16 protein-coding genes are annotated in these 16,994 nt (G+C 49.5%); 11 read left to right on the forward strand and 5 right to left on the reverse strand.

Annotation, left to right across the window (positions count from 1 at the left end; all coding sequences use genetic code 11):
• Positions 1-42 precede the first annotated feature (42 nt).
• Positions 43-1,473 carry a sodium:proton antiporter NhaD gene (nhaD, locus tag FCN78_RS15435; RefSeq protein WP_077659737.1) on the forward strand — a complete coding sequence of 477 codons (1,431 nt, stop codon included), beginning with the start codon at positions 43-45 and terminating at the stop codon, positions 1,471-1,473.
• 109 nt (positions 1,474-1,582) lie between these two features.
• Here nhaD and FCN78_RS15440 read toward each other — a convergent pair whose 3' ends face one another.
• From FCN78_RS15440 to FCN78_RS15455, 4 genes are read right to left on the reverse strand one after another with little or no spacing between them, the layout of a single operon-like run.
• Complete coding sequence (locus FCN78_RS15440) at positions 1,583-2,023, reverse strand: universal stress protein (RefSeq protein ID WP_069362866.1); 441 nt, start codon at positions 2,021-2,023, stop codon at positions 1,583-1,585.
• 21 nt (positions 2,024-2,044) lie between these two features.
• A complete protein-coding gene (locus FCN78_RS15445) occupies positions 2,045-3,328 on the reverse strand; it encodes a TRAP transporter large permease (RefSeq protein ID WP_069362867.1) in 1,284 nt (427 codons plus the stop codon).
• A gap of 16 nt (positions 3,329-3,344) precedes the next feature.
• Entirely contained in the window at positions 3,345-3,920 is a 576-nt protein-coding gene (locus FCN78_RS15450) for a TRAP transporter small permease (RefSeq protein WP_069362868.1), read from the reverse strand.
• Positions 3,921-3,977: 57 nt separating this feature from the next.
• Entirely contained in the window at positions 3,978-5,003 is a 1,026-nt protein-coding gene (locus FCN78_RS15455) for a TRAP transporter substrate-binding protein (protein ID WP_198533047.1), read from the reverse strand.
• Between the two features lie 576 nt (positions 5,004-5,579).
• Here FCN78_RS15455 and ppiC point away from each other — a divergent pair.
• The 8 genes from ppiC to FCN78_RS15490 all read left to right on the forward strand — a co-directional run bounded on the left by ppiC (position 5,580) and on the right by FCN78_RS15490 (position 14,752).
• Positions 5,580-5,861, forward strand: a complete 282-nt coding sequence (gene ppiC / locus FCN78_RS15460) for a peptidylprolyl isomerase PpiC (protein WP_069362870.1) — start codon at positions 5,580-5,582, stop codon at positions 5,859-5,861.
• Between the two features lie 151 nt (positions 5,862-6,012).
• On the forward strand, positions 6,013-7,149 hold the full coding sequence (locus FCN78_RS15465; protein ID WP_077659738.1) for a GGDEF domain-containing protein: 1,137 nt from the start codon (positions 6,013-6,015) through the stop codon (positions 7,147-7,149).
• A gap of 244 nt (positions 7,150-7,393) precedes the next feature.
• The gene (locus FCN78_RS15470) at positions 7,394-8,743 is read left to right on the forward strand and encodes an alpha-amylase family protein (protein WP_077659748.1); all 1,350 of its coding nucleotides are present in this window, start codon (positions 7,394-7,396) and stop codon (positions 8,741-8,743) included.
• A gap of 74 nt (positions 8,744-8,817) precedes the next feature.
• Positions 8,818-8,955, forward strand: coding sequence for a hypothetical protein (locus FCN78_RS15910; protein WP_158014724.1), 138 nt, complete (start codon positions 8,818-8,820; stop codon positions 8,953-8,955).
• A 368-nt stretch (positions 8,956-9,323) separates the two neighbouring features.
• Positions 9,324-10,856: an ABC-F family ATP-binding cassette domain-containing protein gene (locus FCN78_RS15475; RefSeq protein ID WP_069362872.1), complete on the forward strand. Its 1,533-nt coding sequence runs from the start codon at positions 9,324-9,326 to the stop codon at positions 10,854-10,856.
• A gap of 126 nt (positions 10,857-10,982) precedes the next feature.
• Complete coding sequence (locus FCN78_RS15480) at positions 10,983-11,633, forward strand: SatD family protein (RefSeq protein WP_235607611.1); 651 nt, start codon at positions 10,983-10,985, stop codon at positions 11,631-11,633.
• A complete protein-coding gene (locus FCN78_RS15485; RefSeq protein WP_077659740.1) occupies positions 11,630-12,388 on the forward strand; it encodes a DUF3307 domain-containing protein in 759 nt (252 codons plus the stop codon). Before FCN78_RS15480 ends, FCN78_RS15485 begins: the two co-directional genes overlap by 4 nt.
• Positions 12,389-12,592: 204 nt before the next feature.
• Positions 12,593-14,752 (forward strand): S9 family peptidase, encoded by a 2,160-nt coding sequence (locus tag FCN78_RS15490; protein WP_077659741.1) that lies wholly within the window; start codon positions 12,593-12,595, stop codon positions 14,750-14,752.
• Between the two features lie 108 nt (positions 14,753-14,860).
• Here the strand turns inward: FCN78_RS15490 and FCN78_RS15495 are convergent, their stop codons facing one another.
• Positions 14,861-15,628 carry a siderophore-interacting protein gene (locus FCN78_RS15495; RefSeq protein WP_077659742.1) on the reverse strand — a complete coding sequence of 256 codons (768 nt, stop codon included), beginning with the start codon at positions 15,626-15,628 and terminating at the stop codon, positions 14,861-14,863.
• A 167-nt stretch (positions 15,629-15,795) separates the two neighbouring features.
• On the opposite strand from FCN78_RS15495, the gene FCN78_RS15500 reads away from it, so the two are divergent.
• The gene (locus tag FCN78_RS15500; protein WP_069362878.1) at positions 15,796-16,179 is read left to right on the forward strand and encodes a cytochrome b562; all 384 of its coding nucleotides are present in this window, start codon (positions 15,796-15,798) and stop codon (positions 16,177-16,179) included.
• Positions 16,180-16,213: 34 nt separating this feature from the next.
• Entirely contained in the window at positions 16,214-16,954 is a 741-nt protein-coding gene (locus tag FCN78_RS15505; protein WP_077659743.1) for a lipoate--protein ligase family protein, read from the forward strand.
• Positions 16,955-16,994 lie beyond the last annotated feature (40 nt).

Raw genomic sequence — 16,994 nt, forward strand, 5'->3', positions numbered from 1 at the left:
TGTCATATCAGAAGTAAGGAAACAACATTTGGAGGCTCAAGGATGAAGCGTTTGGTTGCGGCGTTGGCGATGGTATCGCCAACGGCTTTTGCCGCTACAACAGGACAAGGGCTGGATTTAACTCAGTCCTGGGTGGGCTATGCGTCTTTGGCAATCTTTGCGGTTGCCTACAGCTTAGTGATGCTAGAGGAAAAGCTTCACTTGCGAAAATCGAAGCCTGTTTTGCTGGCGGCGGGCTTGATTTGGCTGCTCATTGGTTTTGCCTACTCTCAATGGGGCAATATGGCACCGGCGCATGCCGCGCTAGAGCACAATCTGTTGGAGTATGCCGAGCTATTGCTGTTCTTGTTGGTGGCCATGACCTACATCTCGGCGATGGAAGAACGGCGTTTATTCGATGGCTTGAAAGCGTGGATTTTGAGTAAAGGCTACGATTTGAGAAGCCTGTTTTGGATTACTGGGATCCTATCGTTCTTTATCTCGCCAGTGGCGGATAACCTTACCACTGCGCTGCTGATGTGTACCATTGTGCTAAAAATTGGCGGTGATAACCCTCGGTTTATTAATCTGGCTTGTATCAACATTGTTGTGGCGGCAAACGCCGGCGGTGCGTTTAGCCCCTTCGGCGATATCACTACCTTGATGGTGTGGCAGGCGGGCAAAGTCACCTTTGCCGAATTCGGCGCTTTGTTTATTCCGTCTGTGGTCAACTACGTGATCCCTGCCTTTATCATGTCGCTCTTTATCCCGCGGACGCAGCCGGATGTGATGCAAGAGCATGTTGAGCTAAAGCGGGGCGCGCGCCGCATCATGGTCTTGTTCTTGCTCACTATCGCTACGGCGGTTGCTTTCCATGGCTTTATCCATTTCCCGCCGGTGATGGGGATGATGATGGGATTGGCTTATCTGCAGTTTTTTGGTTTTTATCTGTGCCGCACCCTGCCGCGCTCGTTAGCGCGTAAACGTGCTATCGCTGAGGCGAAGAATGACGAAGCGGCATTACGTCGACTGGGGTCAGTGGTACCCTTTGATGTCTTCCGCCGCATTTCCCACGCTGAGTGGGATACCTTGCTCTTCTTCTACGGGGTCGTGATGTGTGTTGGCGGCCTTAGCTTGATTGGGTACTTATCGTTAGTCTCGAATGTGATGTATCTCGAGTGGAATCCTATTTGGGCGAATACACTGGTAGGGGTTTTATCTGCGGTAGTGGATAACATTCCGGTCATGTTTGCGGTATTAACCATGAGCCCTGAGATGTCCCACGGTAACTGGCTATTGGTGACGTTAACAGCGGGTGTGGGGGGGAGCTTGTTGTCCCTTGGCTCTGCGGCCGGTGTCGCGCTGATGGGGCAAGCCCACGGCAAATACACCTTTTTTGGCCATCTAAAATGGGCACCGGTGATTATGCTCGGTTACTTGGCCTCTATCGGTGTCCACCTGGTACTGAATAGTCATTATTTCCACATGCAATAAAAGCGCTGGAAACAGTGAAAAAAGGCCAGCATCTCTCGATGCTGGCCTTTTTCTTTTTGTGAGGACTGGGTGTGAACGACAACGTGTGAAAAAACGCCATCACAGGCGGTTAAACCACCATCGTAGGGCAATGTGCCCGCCCCGCCACACGATGGGAGACACTGCCAAGAAACATTCCGTCTTTGTCTGAGTGGGTGCCATGCGCGCCCATCACAATCAAATCAACCTCTTTGTTTTTGGCAAACTTAATAATGGTTTTGGAAGGGCGCCCGCCTTTGACAAACCCGCGTACACTTTCGCCACCGTTCTCTAGCGCATGTTGTTTGGCTTGCTCAACGATGTTGCGCGCGTATTCGCTCAGGGTCTGATCTGGGATTTGCAACCGATCGGGGCGAACCATCGATAGTGACGCCTCAAACAAACTGTGATGTTTAAACACACACAATAAGTAAAGTTCAGCATGAGTGAGTTGTTGCAACTCAATCGCTTTATCTAACGCATTTAACGCAGAATATGAGCCATCGACGGCAACCAATATTCGTTTAAACATCCAATTACTCCTGTTGTTTAGTTACCCAAACGCGATATCACGTAGGAATAACGCAATCTGCGGGAACATCACCAACAGCGCGGCTGATAGAAGCAGCATGGCGATAAATGGCCCCGTTCCTCGGATAACTTCCCAATAGGGTTTTTTGAAAATCGCAATAGCGGTGAAAATATCACAGCCAAACGGAGGCGTTGCTGAGCCGATCGCCACTTGCAAGGTGATCACAATCCCGACGTGCACAGGATCAAGACTAGTGGCTTCTATCGCAGGTGCAAATATAGGCGTGAGCACCAGGATCACCACAATCGGATCAACGAACATACAGGCGACAAAAAAGGCAATGGAAATAGAGGCTAGCACGCCCATCGGACCCATTTCACTTATCCCGACTGCCTCGAGAATAGTTTGCGGGATTTGCGCGAAAGAAATGATCCAAGAAAAACCGTTGCCCACGCCGACCAGAATAAAGACCACAGCCGTAATTAAGCCTGTTGAGCGTGCGATGGTGAACACATCTTTGCTGCTAAGTGAGCGAAAGACACCAAATTCCAAGATCATCGCATAAAGCACACACACCGCGGCCGCTTCTGTGGGACTAAAGACACCGCCATAAATCCCGCCGACGATGATCAGTGGGAACATCAGTGGCCACAAGGCTTTTCGAGTGGCGGTAATCCGCTCACTCCAGCTCGCTTTAGGCTCAGTCGGCACTTTGTGGACAGTGGCGTAATACAAGCAGTAGAGCGAGAAAAAGGTCAGAATCATCAATCCAGGGCCGATCCCAGCGATAAACAGTTCGGCGATAGAGGTTTCTGAGATCACCCCGTAAATGATCATCCCGATGCTGGGAGGAATCAAAAAGGCGATATCACTGGAGTTGATGATTAACGCGAGCGAAAAAGAGTCGCTATAGCCGGCTCGAAGCAGCTTTGGACGCAATGCCGAGCCAACGGCCACCACGGTTGCCTGTGTTGAGCCAGACACGGCACCAAACAGGGTACACGAGGTGGCGGTACTGATCGCCAACCCGCCGCGAATATGACCAATAAAGGTCATGACCATATCAATCAATCGGTTAGCGGATTGCCCCCGCGTCATAATGTCGGCGGCGAGAATAAACATAGGAACAGCAATCAGTGAGGCAGGGCGGATCCCTCCCAGCACTTGCTGAATAAACGTGTCCATTTGACCCACGCCGCCAAACATCATGTAAAAACCGGTTAGCGCGGCAGTAATCAAAGGGACCATCATTGGAAAGCCAAGCACAAGCAAGACAATCATGATGAACATTAACGTCATGGCCATAGTGGTAGGTGCCTATTTAAACTTCACTTTCTGTCTCAGCGTAACCATCGAGGACGCCAGCGGAGAGGTAAACATCGGGCGAGGTGAGATTTTTATAGACAGTCAACCCGTACTGAATGCCGGTGACGATAAAGCCCAGTGGTACCCAGATATAAATCCACCAAATCTCGAAGCCAAGTGCTGGCAAAATACGACCGCGGTCATAAACGGAGACAATGTATTGATAAGAAAAATACGCCAACACCAGCATGATAAGGCCTGTGATCAGCGCGATGCTTGTCATTAAGATTTTTCTGCCTTTGAAAGGCAGAGTGTCATACAGAGCAGACATACGAATGTGGCGACCATGTCGCGCCGCGTAGCCAATCCCTGCAAAGGTGATTAAAACAATTAAAATACGATTGATTTCGCCAGAAAAAAACAAGCCCTGCCCAAAACCAAAGCGTGCAATGACGTTAACACAGGTATTCAGGGCCATTAGGAGCACACCAGCGGCCAGCATGAAGGATTCGATTTTACAAATCAGGGTATCCAATTTGCCAAGAAGGCCAGGAAGCTCGGAGTGGTACGTGAGAGAGTCGGAATCGGTCATTACGCATTCCTCAGGTAAAACAGGCACCGTGTGACACGGTGCCTGAGTGATTAGCGACTAGTTAGTAACAGCGTCCAAGTCTTTCTTAAACTGGTTAAGAAGGGCTTTGCCGCTTTCGCCAGTCATTTCGTAGAAGGTTTCCTCTACCTGTGGCGCACGTGCTTTAAACTTCTCGATTTGCGCATCAGTCAAGCGAGTCACAGTGACTTCATCACTCGACGATTTGATTTTCTCGAGTGATTCATCAGCCAAGCCGCGGATGTGTTCAACGGTTTGGTTAAATGCATAGTCAGCGGCATCGCGGATCATCGCTTGCTCGTCGGACGACAAGCCGTCAAAGAAGTCCTTATTTGCCATTGAGGCGGTGGTAAACCAGCCGTGGTGCGTAAAGATTAAGTTAGGTGATACTTCATACAAACCGCCTGACTCAATCCAGAAAATTGGGTTTTCTTGACCTTGAATCATATTGGTTTGGAGTGCACCGTATACTTCACCCCATGGCAATGGCGTTGGCGTTGCACCAAAGGCTTCATACGTCGATGAAAGCAGTGGGTTAGTCATGACGCGAATTTTCTTACCTTGAAGATCGGCAGGCTCAGTCACAGGCTCGTCCGCTGTCATCACCATCTCGCCTTCAGGATACATTTTGAGCAGCTCGAGACCTTGCTCTTCATACAACTCTGGGAAGTCTTCATTCACCGCTTTACTCTGACGGAAGAACTCAATCACGGTTTCCATATCCGTCGGCATCAGGTAAGGGATAAAAAAGATTTGTGCTTCTGGGATCAACGAACCGGTAAAGCCAGGTGATTGGTTAACAAACTGAAGGATACCTGCCTGCGTTTGTTCCATGATGTCGTCGGATTCACCGAGTTCACCGAAACGATAAATTTGCAGCGTATGCTCAGAGTTGTCCTCAATATACTCCTTGAACTTGTGTGCATAGACGTCTTGCACGTCACCTTCGTACTCCTCGTGGGCATAACGCCAAGTGTCGGCATTGGCCATGGCTGAGAAGCCTAGCGCGGCGGCAACGCATGAAATTGCAGTCAATTGCTTAAGGTGGCTGTAAATGGACATCATGTCCCTCCGATATGTGGATTAGCTTTCACTCGTGGTTAACGAGAGTGTGATTGAGATCTGTTTCTCATCGAGTGAGGTGGCAGTACGTGCCTGTCTCTCCTATACCCGTAAAAGCATCTGCCGATGTTTTTAAACAAATAGCAGATAATACAGACAGCTTAACCATCAGAGGTGTAAATATTAAAGTCAGATGAATATCAATGTGCCAGCAGTGTGACTTAGATCTCTTTTTGATGCTTTTTGTGATGATAAACGCTGCTTTCTCCAATCTGTTTTTTTACATCAAAATGCGATCAAATCAGCGTTTTAAGGAATTTTTTAGCCATGGCGGCGGAAAGAAATTAAACGTACTTGGTTATGACGAAACTGAATAGAGCTGGCAGCGAAAAGGCCGGACAGGGGGAATTTTATCTATTTTATTCTTCCACCCCTAATGAATTTTCGCCGGCTTTTCGCGCAACGCCTCTCTCGCCTAGACTCACTCCCTCTGCATCGGTTGTGGTCGCCTTATTATGGCTGTTATCCAGTAACAGAAATCCGGTATACTGAGCGGCTTTAATTTGATGAGATAGCTCGATGGCCAAGAAAGCAGCAGCCCTTCATATACTGGTGAAGGATAAGTCGCAAGCAACCTCTTTGCTTGATCAGCTTAAAAAAGGGGCAAATTTTCAAACGCTCGCGAAGAAGCACTCGCAATGCCCGTCGGGTAAGCGAGGCGGTGATCTAGGCGAATTTCGCCGCGGTGACATGGCACCGCCTTTCGATAAAGCCGTTTTCAGTGGCGAGTTATTGCGCCCGCTTGGGCCGATAAAAACTAAATTCGGCTGGCATATCATTAAAGTCTTGTACCGCAACTAATCCTATCGCTCACGATCGGTGAATAGCGCAAGCGCGCCGAAACTGTCATAAAGATTAATCGCCATAAATTGAAGCCGCGCACATTGATTACCGGTAAACGGCCACGGATAAAGTGGTAAAATCGAAGTGCGCCCTAATTAACGTATCGCTGATGTTTAAACTTGATGCACCGACACTGCTCATTACGCTGACTGCAATCCAATGGCTGCTAGCGGGTTTTTTGTTGGTACAAAACCGTAAAGAACCTGGTATCAATGGGTGGGCAGTGTCCCTGTTTATCCATGGTTTTAGCAACCTATTCTTATTTGCCCGCCCGCACCTTCATCCTTACATCGGGATCGTTTTTTATAATGCTTGCGTGATAGTGGCCTTTTCGTTTAGCCATTGGGCGCTGGGACAAATTTTTGCGCGCGACGTACCGCGTTGGCAGTTGATGCTACCTGTTATCCTGTCCGTGATATTTATGGCATCGCACCTTGATGACATCGGGAGTCGCGTGGTTTACGCGAGCTTGATCGTCAGTATGCAGTTAGGGCTGATGACACAAACCATTGTGAGTAGTACGAACACCGGCGGCCAGCGCTTAAAACGTTGGCTGATGATGGTGATGGGGGGATTCAGTGCTGCTTATGTCGGCAGAGCGACATTTGCCCATCTCTATCCTGATCTATTTACGCAACTGCTGGGCACCTCGCTAATACAAGCAGGGCTGATTCTATCGGGCATCGCCTATAGCGTGATTAACACCCTGATTATCTTTCTGTATAAGCTGGAGCGCGTGCACGAGAAGCTCCAACGCGAAGCGACTCGAGATAGCTTAACCGGACTGTTTAATCGCCGCGCCTTTTTGGCGAGAGCGAAACGGCGTGTTGAGACCGCCGCTTTTCCAATCAGTGTGTTGATGATTGATTTGGATGACTTTAAAGCCATCAATGACTCATTTGGCCACTCGGTCGGCGACAAAGTACTGATACATTGTGCTGAGACTTTTGAGCAAGTCGTTGATGATAATGGGATTGTCGGACGCTTGGGGGGAGAAGAGTTTGCGGTCGTGGTGCCTTACTGTGATAGTGCTAGTGCGCAACAGTTATCGGCAGAACTGCTCCGCGCGGTTCAAAACAGTGGCTCAGCGCTTGAAATGACCCTCTCTGCCAGCATCGGGATGACCACCACCACCGAAGCGCTCGATATTGATTGCTTGTTAGCCCAAGCTGATGATGCGCTTTATCAGGCTAAGCATGGAGGAAAAAACACGTTCAAAGTGTTCCCCCTACGCTCTATTCCTTAGCCAAAGCGGGTTGCTAACCCACTTGAAGGCCCAACGCTGCTTTCCCCTAACCGCTATGAAGTCCGGTACACTGGGTAACGAGCGTGCCTGTCCCTTAGCTAAACACCCACTACGCCTTACTTATCATCCTTACACAAGCGGACAAAGGAGGAGGGCGGCACGTATATAGCGTTTATAATTTTGATCATTGAATAAGCCCATCTACAACGGAAACACGGTGATGCGCGAACGCGATAAGGAAGATATGAACGGTTTACAAGACACCCAATCATCAAGAGCCAACGTTATCTTGCATGCTTTTGATTGGAAGTACGCGGATATTGCCCAGCGCGCGGCGGAGATTAGGGCGTTAGGATATGGCTCGGTGCTGGTGTCCCCTCCGATGAAAAGCGAGCAAGATGAACGCTGGTGGCTTAGGTACCAGCCGCAAGATTATCGTGTAATTGAAAATGCGCTCGGAAACACAACGGATTTCAAAGCCATGGTGGCAGCGTTAAACCATGTTGGTGTGTTTACGTACGTCGATGTGATTTTCAATCATATGGCCAATGAAGCGCACGCTCGCACTGACTTGAATTATCCCAGCCAAACGGTGATGGCAACCTATCAAGCACATGAAGAGCGCTATCGCGAACTGACATTGTTCGGTGATTTATCTCAGCCACTGTTTACTGAGCAGGACTTCGTTGATGCGTTTGGCATACAAGATTGGAAGGACACCTGGCAAGTGCAAAATGGGCGTATTAGCGGCGGGCCTAGCGATCCAGGGTTACCAACACTGCGAGTGTGTGATCATGTGATCGCGCAGCAACGTGCTTACCTTAAGGCGTTGAAAGCAATTGGTGTCAAAGGGTTTCGGATTGATGCGGCCAAGCACATGACCTTAGAACACCTCAAACGCGTGTGGACCGATGATATTACCCATGATGCGCATATTTTTGGTGAAATCATCACCGACGGTGGCGCAAGCAAAGAAGAATATGAACTCTTTCTGGCCCCCTATTTACAAGAGACATGTTTAGGTGCCTACGACTTTCCGCTGTTCTCAACGCTTTATCAGGCGTTTTCCAACCAAGGCAGCCTCGAATCATTGATTGACCCTTATTGCTTCGGCCAAGCCTTATCGAAAGGGCGTGCAATCACGTTTGCCATTACCCATGACATTCCCAACAATGATGTATTCTTGGATTTGGTGATGGACGAAGCGAGCGAGTGGCTGGCTTACGCGTATATCTTGGGGCGTGATGGTGGCGTGCCACTGATTTATACCGATCTTGATACCAGTGGTATCAAAGGGGGAGACGGCCAACCACGATGGCAAAATGCGTGGCAAGATCCAAAGATGGTGCAAATGATCGCCTTCCATAATTTGACCCATGGTGAGCCCATGCGTGTCTTGGAGGCGACCGATGACTGGTTGGTGATTCAACGGGGAGAGGCAGGCATATTGGTGTTAAATAAATCCCTGGAGCCGCAATCACTCTCAGTGACGCTGGAAAATGATTGGCGCGATATGCTAACGGGCGTCACGGTCTCGAGCGGGCAGGGCATTGATGTCGCCGCCCAATCGGCAATGATGCTCGTGCCGGCGTAATGCTGTTGCGATCGGCCATTCTATTGGCGATAAAGTACTGATTCATTGTGCTGACGTGTTCGAACCAGTGATTGATGGTCAAGGTGTTGTTGGCCCAAGCCGATGATGCGCTTTATCAGGCGAAGCATGATGGAAAAAATACCTTTAAAGTGTACGTCTCGGCACTGGAAAGCGTCCCTCATGACGCAGAGCATATACCTAATATCGCTTGATGTGTGTATCAAGGCTGTATGTATAGGATTGACTTCACCTCCTCGGTTTATTACTCTCCGTCGCTCATGTTGATATTTCGACTCTCTATTATGGCTTATATTCTATTTAAGAACTTCGTAAGAAGGTTGGGCTTCGCGCAAATACACGATGAAGTGTTGCTCGGAGCTTAACATCAAATCTTCATCAGGTATTGTCATACGCCATCCGCGTAGGGCTCTCAGTATCTGATGTAAAGGCGCGATAGAGAGGTAGGCCGGTGATGCTTCATCACCGGCCTTTTTGCATTCTGATCACAGCAGAATGCATTCATTTTAATGATGACGAAAGGCCGGTACTTGTTACCGGCCTTTTTTTATGGAAAAGAAACATGAGTTTATTAGTGATTGAAAACATCTGTTTTCAAATTGAGGAAAAAGTGTTGTACCAAGGTGCGAGCGTGGTGCTACATCATGGTGAACATGTTGGCGTGACGGGTGCGAACGGTGTGGGGAAAAGTACCCTGTTAAAAATGCTGCAAGGGGAACTGCTGCCGGATAGTGGCGAGATTGTTTGGCAACCGAATATCCAAGTCGGTTATTTAGACCAGCATTTAACGATCGACCCAACACTGTCTATCTATGACTTTATGGCGTTGGCATATCGCGATCTTGTGGAGGTTGAGCGAGCGTTAAATGCTATCTACGCATCGATGTCGGTGGACACGTCAGACGCGGTGCTTGCCAAAGCGGCACGACTGCAAAGCCAATTAGAGGCACAAGATTTTTACCGTATCTCTCATCGTATTGAACAGGTAGCGGCTGGGCTGGGGATCGCGCCATTGGGCATGCAAACCGCAATGGGCCAGTTGAGTGGCGGTCAACGGCATAAAGTGATGTTGGCAAAACTACTGCTTGAACAAGCCGAGGTGATGTTACTCGACGAGCCGACGAACTTCCTCGACGCTGAGCACGTTGCTTGGTTGGCGGAGTTTCTGAACCACTATACGGGTACCTTTATGGTGGTGTCACATGATGAGGCTTTCCTTGAGTCGATCACGACAGCGATTGTTGATATCGACCAGAGCAAGATACGCAAATACAAAGGATCGTATCAGCAAGCGATGGCACAAAAAGCGCAGCAAAGTGAAACACAGCACAAGCAATACGTCGCACAGCAGAAAAAAATGGATAAGTTGGCCACGTATATTCGCAAGAACGGCGCAGGTGTGAATGCGCGTATTGCCAAGGGGCGCAAGAAACAGCTTGCGAAAATGGTGCCGATTGAAAAAAAACAGACGCGTGAGTCGATAAGCTTTGCGTTCCAATACAAACCATTAAGGTCGCAACATGTCTTGGCCGCCAAGGGCTTGCAGATTGGCTATCGAACGCCGCTTTTGCCTCCACTGTCACTTCAGATTCAACGGGGCGAAAAAGTCGCGATTATTGGCTTCAATGGCTTGGGCAAATCGACATTGTTAAAAACCTTATTGGGAAAAATCCCTGCACTACGGGGCCACATTGACACGGCAAACGGCATAAAGTGGGGGTATTTTGAGCAAGGCTTACAATGGCGCTATCCGGAAAGCTCTCCGGTTCAGGCCGTGTGTGGGGTGGGCGGCCAGCTCACAGATAAAACCGCGCGCCAGAAACTGGCTGAATTTGGTCTCAGTGGTAAAAAGGCGGTGCGGCCATTGCGTAGACTGAGCGGGGGTGAGCAAACCAAAGTAAAGCTTTGTTGTTTAGCCGTGATGGCAACCAATGTACTGGTGTTAGACGAGCCCACCACACACCTTGATGTCGATGCAAAAATGGCATTGCAACACGCGCTTAAAGCGTATGCAGGCACCGTGATTGTGGTGTCTCATGAGCCACAATTTATCGAGCACTGGCCGGATAAGGTGATCGATATGACCCAGCTCTAGTCGCTAACACGTCAGTAACGGCGAGGTCGCGTGATGCGGCCTCGCTTATCTTTTTGCTATTTATGGGTAAATTTGTATTTTTTGCCAAAAAAGGCTAAATTTGACGGGGTTGGTGAACAAGGATGAATGATGGTGACAGAAAGCAAGGCACCCATTGCGGTGATCAGTGGCGATCTGGTGGATTCGACTGCCTTAAATCGAGATGAGTATGAGCGAGTACTCGCGCAGATCAAAACCATACAAGCCCATATATCGCAAGCGCATCGCGCTAATCAGCACAGCATTATACGCGGTGATGAGTTTCAATCTGTGATCCATGATGTGGCGAACGTGCTTCATTATGTCGTGATGTATCGTGTTGCCATCAAAGCACTGGGAAAACCGTTTGATTGTCGCATCAGCTTTGCGATTGCTGAGCAAGCGGATTTGCGTGAGGTGGTGTCAGAGTCAATGGGGCAGGCGTTTGTGCTATCTGGTCGTGGCTTAAAAGCAATGAAACACCAGCAGCTGGTCTTTTTCTGCGCCAATACCGATCTTGAAGACAGATTTGCGTTGCTGATCCGTTATCTTGACCGGCAACTCAGCGATGTGACGTCTCGTCAATGCGAAATGATGTTGCCTTTGTTACAGCGCGATCGACCACTCCCGTACGGCGAGTTAGCGGCCGCGCTTGGGGTCGCGGATGCAACCGTGAGTAAGTCCCTTAAAGCGGCGGGCTGGGGGCTTATCGAGGCATTGTTGGCCGAGTTTCAGCAAGCCGTGGAGGCACACGTATGATGGCCTTCCTTTCCTTGCTGGTTCCCTTGTTACTGACCCACCTTATTTATGATTTCTATTTACAGCCTACGAGTTGGTGGACGAAATCGACACCACACGCGCGAATAATGGATTGGACGGTAGGACCGCTCCTCTACGGTTTATGTTTACTGGTGCCTGCGGTGTTTTGGACTCAAAACATCTCGCCGCTGTTGGGCGTATTGGCGGTGGGCATAATCACCAAGCGCCTAGTGGCCGTGCTTGATGGACAACTTGTCGCGCAGTCATCACTGGTCCGTTTCACGGTGAGCCAAGGCATACACCTTGTGGTACTGGGGCTAATTGCCGTGAGTTTTGTGGCGCAGCCGCCTTGGGTTGGACTGACCGAGATGCCTTTATTTAGCGAGATCGTCGTGATTGGTACGGGCTATTTATTGGTCTTAAAGCCGACATCGGTATTGATAAGTCACGTTTTACAGCGCTTTACGATCACGTTGGACTCACCTTCTGATCATCAACACGATTATCATGGCCTCGTGGCGGCGGGGGCGTTGATTGGCTATTTAGAGCGTATTTTGATCCTGACCTTTACCTTACTCGGCAGCTATACGGCCGTCGGTTTTGTCCTGGCAGCCAAGTCGATTTTCCGCTTTGGTGAGCTGACGCGTTCTGCCGATCGCAGCCTAACCGAATACGTTTTAATTGGTTCGTTATTGTCGGTAGTGATCACGACATTAGTGGGCGTTGTGATCACACAAAGCCTCACTTTGATCTAATTAGCCTTTTATAGCTAAAGTATAAAAATTAGCCTTTTTAAGCTTAAAAGATGGGCCGGTATTAAGAAACGATGCGTCAGCCAATCATTTGACGAACGATAAAAAGAAGATTGTTTATTGGAACTTGCTTGATGTCCTCAGGTCAGTAAAGAGATGCTTGTTTTTTAAATTACTGTTATGAATAAATAAACCTGAAGGAAAAGTATGTCCCGACACATTCTACTCACCGGAGCACTGGCGGTGTCTTTGCTCTCAGGGTGCAGTTTTCAAGGAGAGTCACACGTGAAAGCTTCCAGCCCAGGCGAACTGAGTGCGCCTGTCGCGAAAAAAATCCCTCATGAAATGACCATTCACGGCGACACGCGCGTGGATAACTACTATTGGATGCGTGACGATGCGCGCCAAGATCCCGATGTAATCGCCCATCTTAATCAAGAAAACGCTTATGCCGATCAGGTGCTCGCGCACACTGAGCCAATGCAGGCCAAACTATTCGATGAAATCAAAGGGCGTATTGTCAAAGACGATGCCTCGGTGCCCGTAAAAAAAGGCAGTTATTTCTATTCCAGTGAAGTGGAAGGCGACGATGAATATCGCACCTATGTGCGTGCGAAAGACTTTGCCGGCACCGACAAAACGGTAATTTTGGATGTCAATGCGCTCGCGAAAGGGCATGAGTTTTACAGTATTGGCCAACTGAGCGTCAGCCCAAACGAAAACCTATTAGCCTATGGGGAAGATACCCTCAGCCGCCGCGTTTATAGCATTCAAGTTAAAGACCTCACCACCGGTGAGTATTTCGATGATAAAATTGAAGGCGCCTCGAGCAGTATTGTGTGGCAGAACGACAACCAAGCCTTCTACTACATCAAAAAAGATCCGCAAACCTTGCTGGGGTATCAGGTTTATCGCCACCGTCTGGGCACGCCGCAATCCGCTGATCATTTAATTTACGAAGAAACGGATACCAGCTACTACACCGGCTTGAGCAAAAGCAAAGACGGTGAGCAAATCTTTATTTGGCACTCTAGCACTGAAACCAGCGGCGTATCGCTTGTGGATGCCAATGATCCGAATGCCACCGCCCAAGCGTTTTATCCGCGAGAAACCGGCATCGAATATGACGTGGCGAAGCGTGGCGAGTGGTATTACATTTATACCAACTACCAAGCGGTGAACTTCCGCTTGATGAAGGTTCATCAAAGCGAGCGTGACGATCGCAGCCAATGGCAAGATGTGATCGCGCCAAATGATAAAGTGCAGTTGGTTGATTTCACCTTGTTCGACAACCACTTGGTGTACGAGCAGCGCGAAAATGGCTTGCCGCGTACCACGGTGCGTAACCTCACCACTGGGGAGGAGTATCAGCTTACGTTTAATGACTCAGCTTATGCGTCCTACCTGACCGGCAATGCAGAGATGGATAACACCGCGGTGCGCGTCTATTACACCAGCTTGACTACGCCGGGCACCTATTACGAGTTTGACTTGGCGTCGGGCGAGCGTGAAATGCTCAAACAAAACCAAGTGCTGGGTGATTTTAATCCTAACAATTACCAATCAGAGCGTGTGATGATAACCGCGCGCGATGGTGCGCAAGTGCCTGTGTCTTTGGTGTATCGTAAAGACCGCTTCAAAAAAGATGGTACCAATCCGCTCTATCAATACGGTTACGGCTCCTACGGCGCCACTATGGAGCCCACTTTCTCCACCACGCGTTTAAGCTTGTTGGATCGCGGCTTTGTCTTTGCGATTGCGCATATTCGCGGCTCTGAAATGCTAGGACGCCCTTGGTATGACGATGGCAAAAAGCTTACCAAAAAGAATACCTTTAACGACTTTATTGATGTGACTAAAGCGCTGACCGCGAAAGGCTACGGCGATAAAGACAAGGTGTTTGCGGTCGGCGGCTCAGCCGGTGGCTTGTTAATGGGGGCGATCATCAACCAAGCGCCAGAGTTGTATTTAGGGGTGGCTGCGCATGTGCCATTTGTGGATATTGTCACCACCATGTTGGATGAGTCGATTCCACTGACCACCAACGAGTATGACGAGTGGGGCAACCCGAATGACAAAACCTACTATGAGTACATGCTCAGCTATTCACCGTACGACAATGTCAGCGCGCAAGACTACCCCAACTTGTTGGTCACCACAGGCCTGCATGACTCACAAGTGCAGTACTTTGAGCCAATGAAATGGGTCGCGAAATTGCGAGAGCTGAAAACCGATAACCATACGCTAGTGTTTAAAACCGACATGGAAGCCGGCCACGGCGGCGCATCGGGACGCTTTAAGCGTATTAAAGAAGACGCACTGGAATATGCCTTCTTCTTCGACTTGCTCGATAAGCAAGCAAAATAATCAAAGGGTAACCCCCTTAAACGAGAAAAGCGCCGATATCGGCGCTTTTTTTATGCGGGTAGAGACGCGATAAGCACGCTCACTGCAGGTGAAAAAAGGTGTTTAGGCCTACTGATTATTCTCCGCATCTTCACGCTTGATCACCTTGTGGCCTTCTTCGGTCACGCCATTTTTCCAATAGCTGCTGATGTAGATAAATTCACGCTCGACATCATGGTCATTGCGGAAGTATTGGCGCAGTGCGCGCATGCTTTCAAATTCACAGGCACACCACACGGACACTTGCCCGGCTAACCAAGGCTGTGCTTTTACTGTTTCGGCCAATGTCGGGGTGGTTAGCCAAATAATCTCCATGCCTGCGGGGGCGTCGAGTGGTTGGGCATCTTCCGCGGTATCGAGCTGGATCACCGCATAGCCTTTGGCATCGCGAGGTAGGGTTTTGATCTTGGCTGATAGTGCCGGCAACGCGGTCATGTCGGCAACCATAAAGAACCAATCCGCGTCGCGATTAATCGGCGCAATCGTTCCAGGGCCGGCAATGTTAATGGTATCACCCACTTGGGCATTCAGCGCCCAGCGCGCGGCAAAGCCACAGTCGGTTCGTTCGATTTGGTGGCGAACCATATCCACTTCAATTTGCTGCTGATCAGGCATAAAGCGGCGAATGGTGTATGTGCGCATCACGGGGCGCTCGCCCTCAGCTACGCTACTGAGTTCAGTGCGTCCCGCTTTATCAAACAGTAACTTGATATAGCCGCCTTCACAGTCAGCGGGGAAGTTCGCGAATGCGTCGCTTTGTAAGGTCAAGCGTTGCATATTGGGTGTGACGGTTTGGGTATCGATAACGTGAGTGAGGTGATAGTTTGGCTGTTTCATATTATCTAACTTAAAATCATTATCATTTACAATTAATCATACCATCTGGATGCGGGATGTGTAAGTGCTTTACATTGTTTTACGCTTCCATGCTAGGCAATGCGCCGAGAAGTGAGTAAGATACAGACGCATTATTATTACTAAAAAAACAATCACATGGAGCGAAAATGAAGAAAGTCATACTCACGGGCGCGATGGCGGTGCTGCTGTCGTTGAGCGTTTCAGCCTCTGAGCTTAAGCCGATCATGAAAGAAATGAAAATGACCTTCAAAGAAGCCGCCAGTGCACAAAGCATTGAAGCCATGCAAGCACCGGTCGCGAAATTAGAAACCTTGGTCGCGCAAGCCAAAGCCGGCAGCTACCCACCAGAAAAAGCGGATACCTTTATGGAAGGGTTCGATAAACTGGCGGTGACCCTGGATGAGATTGAGACGGCGCTGAGCCAAGGTGACCTCGACCAAGCAAAACAAGGCATGCGCCAAATCGATGCCTTGCGTGAAGAGTACCACGACAAACGCAACCCAAGCATTTGGCAGCGTTTATTCGGTTAATCGCGCAATTAGTGAACGAGACGACAGCGAGGGCATGACGGTGACTCAAAAAACGATTCTGCGCTATCCCTCGCTGTCGGTAGCATCTGCATTTGAGAAAGAGCAGGCGCTGATCCACCGAGTAGAGCAGAGCGAACTCAATGAGGCATTACTGCTTTGGCAGCCAGATGCGCAAACCTTGGTACTGCCAGCGGGCCAAAAATGGCCCCAAACGCCTGAATTACGCCGCGCATTATCGTCGTTAGGGTGGCAAGTGCAAAGCCGACGGACTGGCGGGGCACCGGTACCGCAATTGCCAGGGGTGATTAACGTGTCTTATCTGACGGTGTGGCCTGCTAACACGCCGTATCATATCCAGACGGCTTACCAGTATTTTTGCACCATTTTACAGTCTTTTTTCCATCAGTTAGGCATTGCAACGACGGTGGGCGACACGCCCGGTTCGTATTGTGATGGTGACTACAACCTCAATATTGCCGGCAAAAAAGTGGTGGGAACTGCCCAGCGTATCCTGCGTTTAGGTGCGGGCACAGGCGATGCCAAACAAACGGTGATGCTGGCGCAAGCGTGTTTGCTGATTGATGCGGATTGCCAACATATTGTTGCCCCTGTATCGCTGTGTAATCAGCTTTGTGGTCACCCCGATCGCATTGAGGCCGAGGTGCATACTCCATTAGCCGCGCACCTAGATGAACTGCCGGCAACCGAGCAGCTGTTTCAGTTGCTGACTCAAGCGTTTGTGGCGCGCCCGCCACTCGAGGTTGGCAAGGCTTGAGGCCGACGCTCAATATAGTATGCTTAGCCGCAATCGTGCG

Source organism: Salinivibrio kushneri (assembly GCF_005280275.1).
Lineage (GTDB): Bacteria > Pseudomonadota > Gammaproteobacteria > Enterobacterales > Vibrionaceae > Salinivibrio > Salinivibrio kushneri.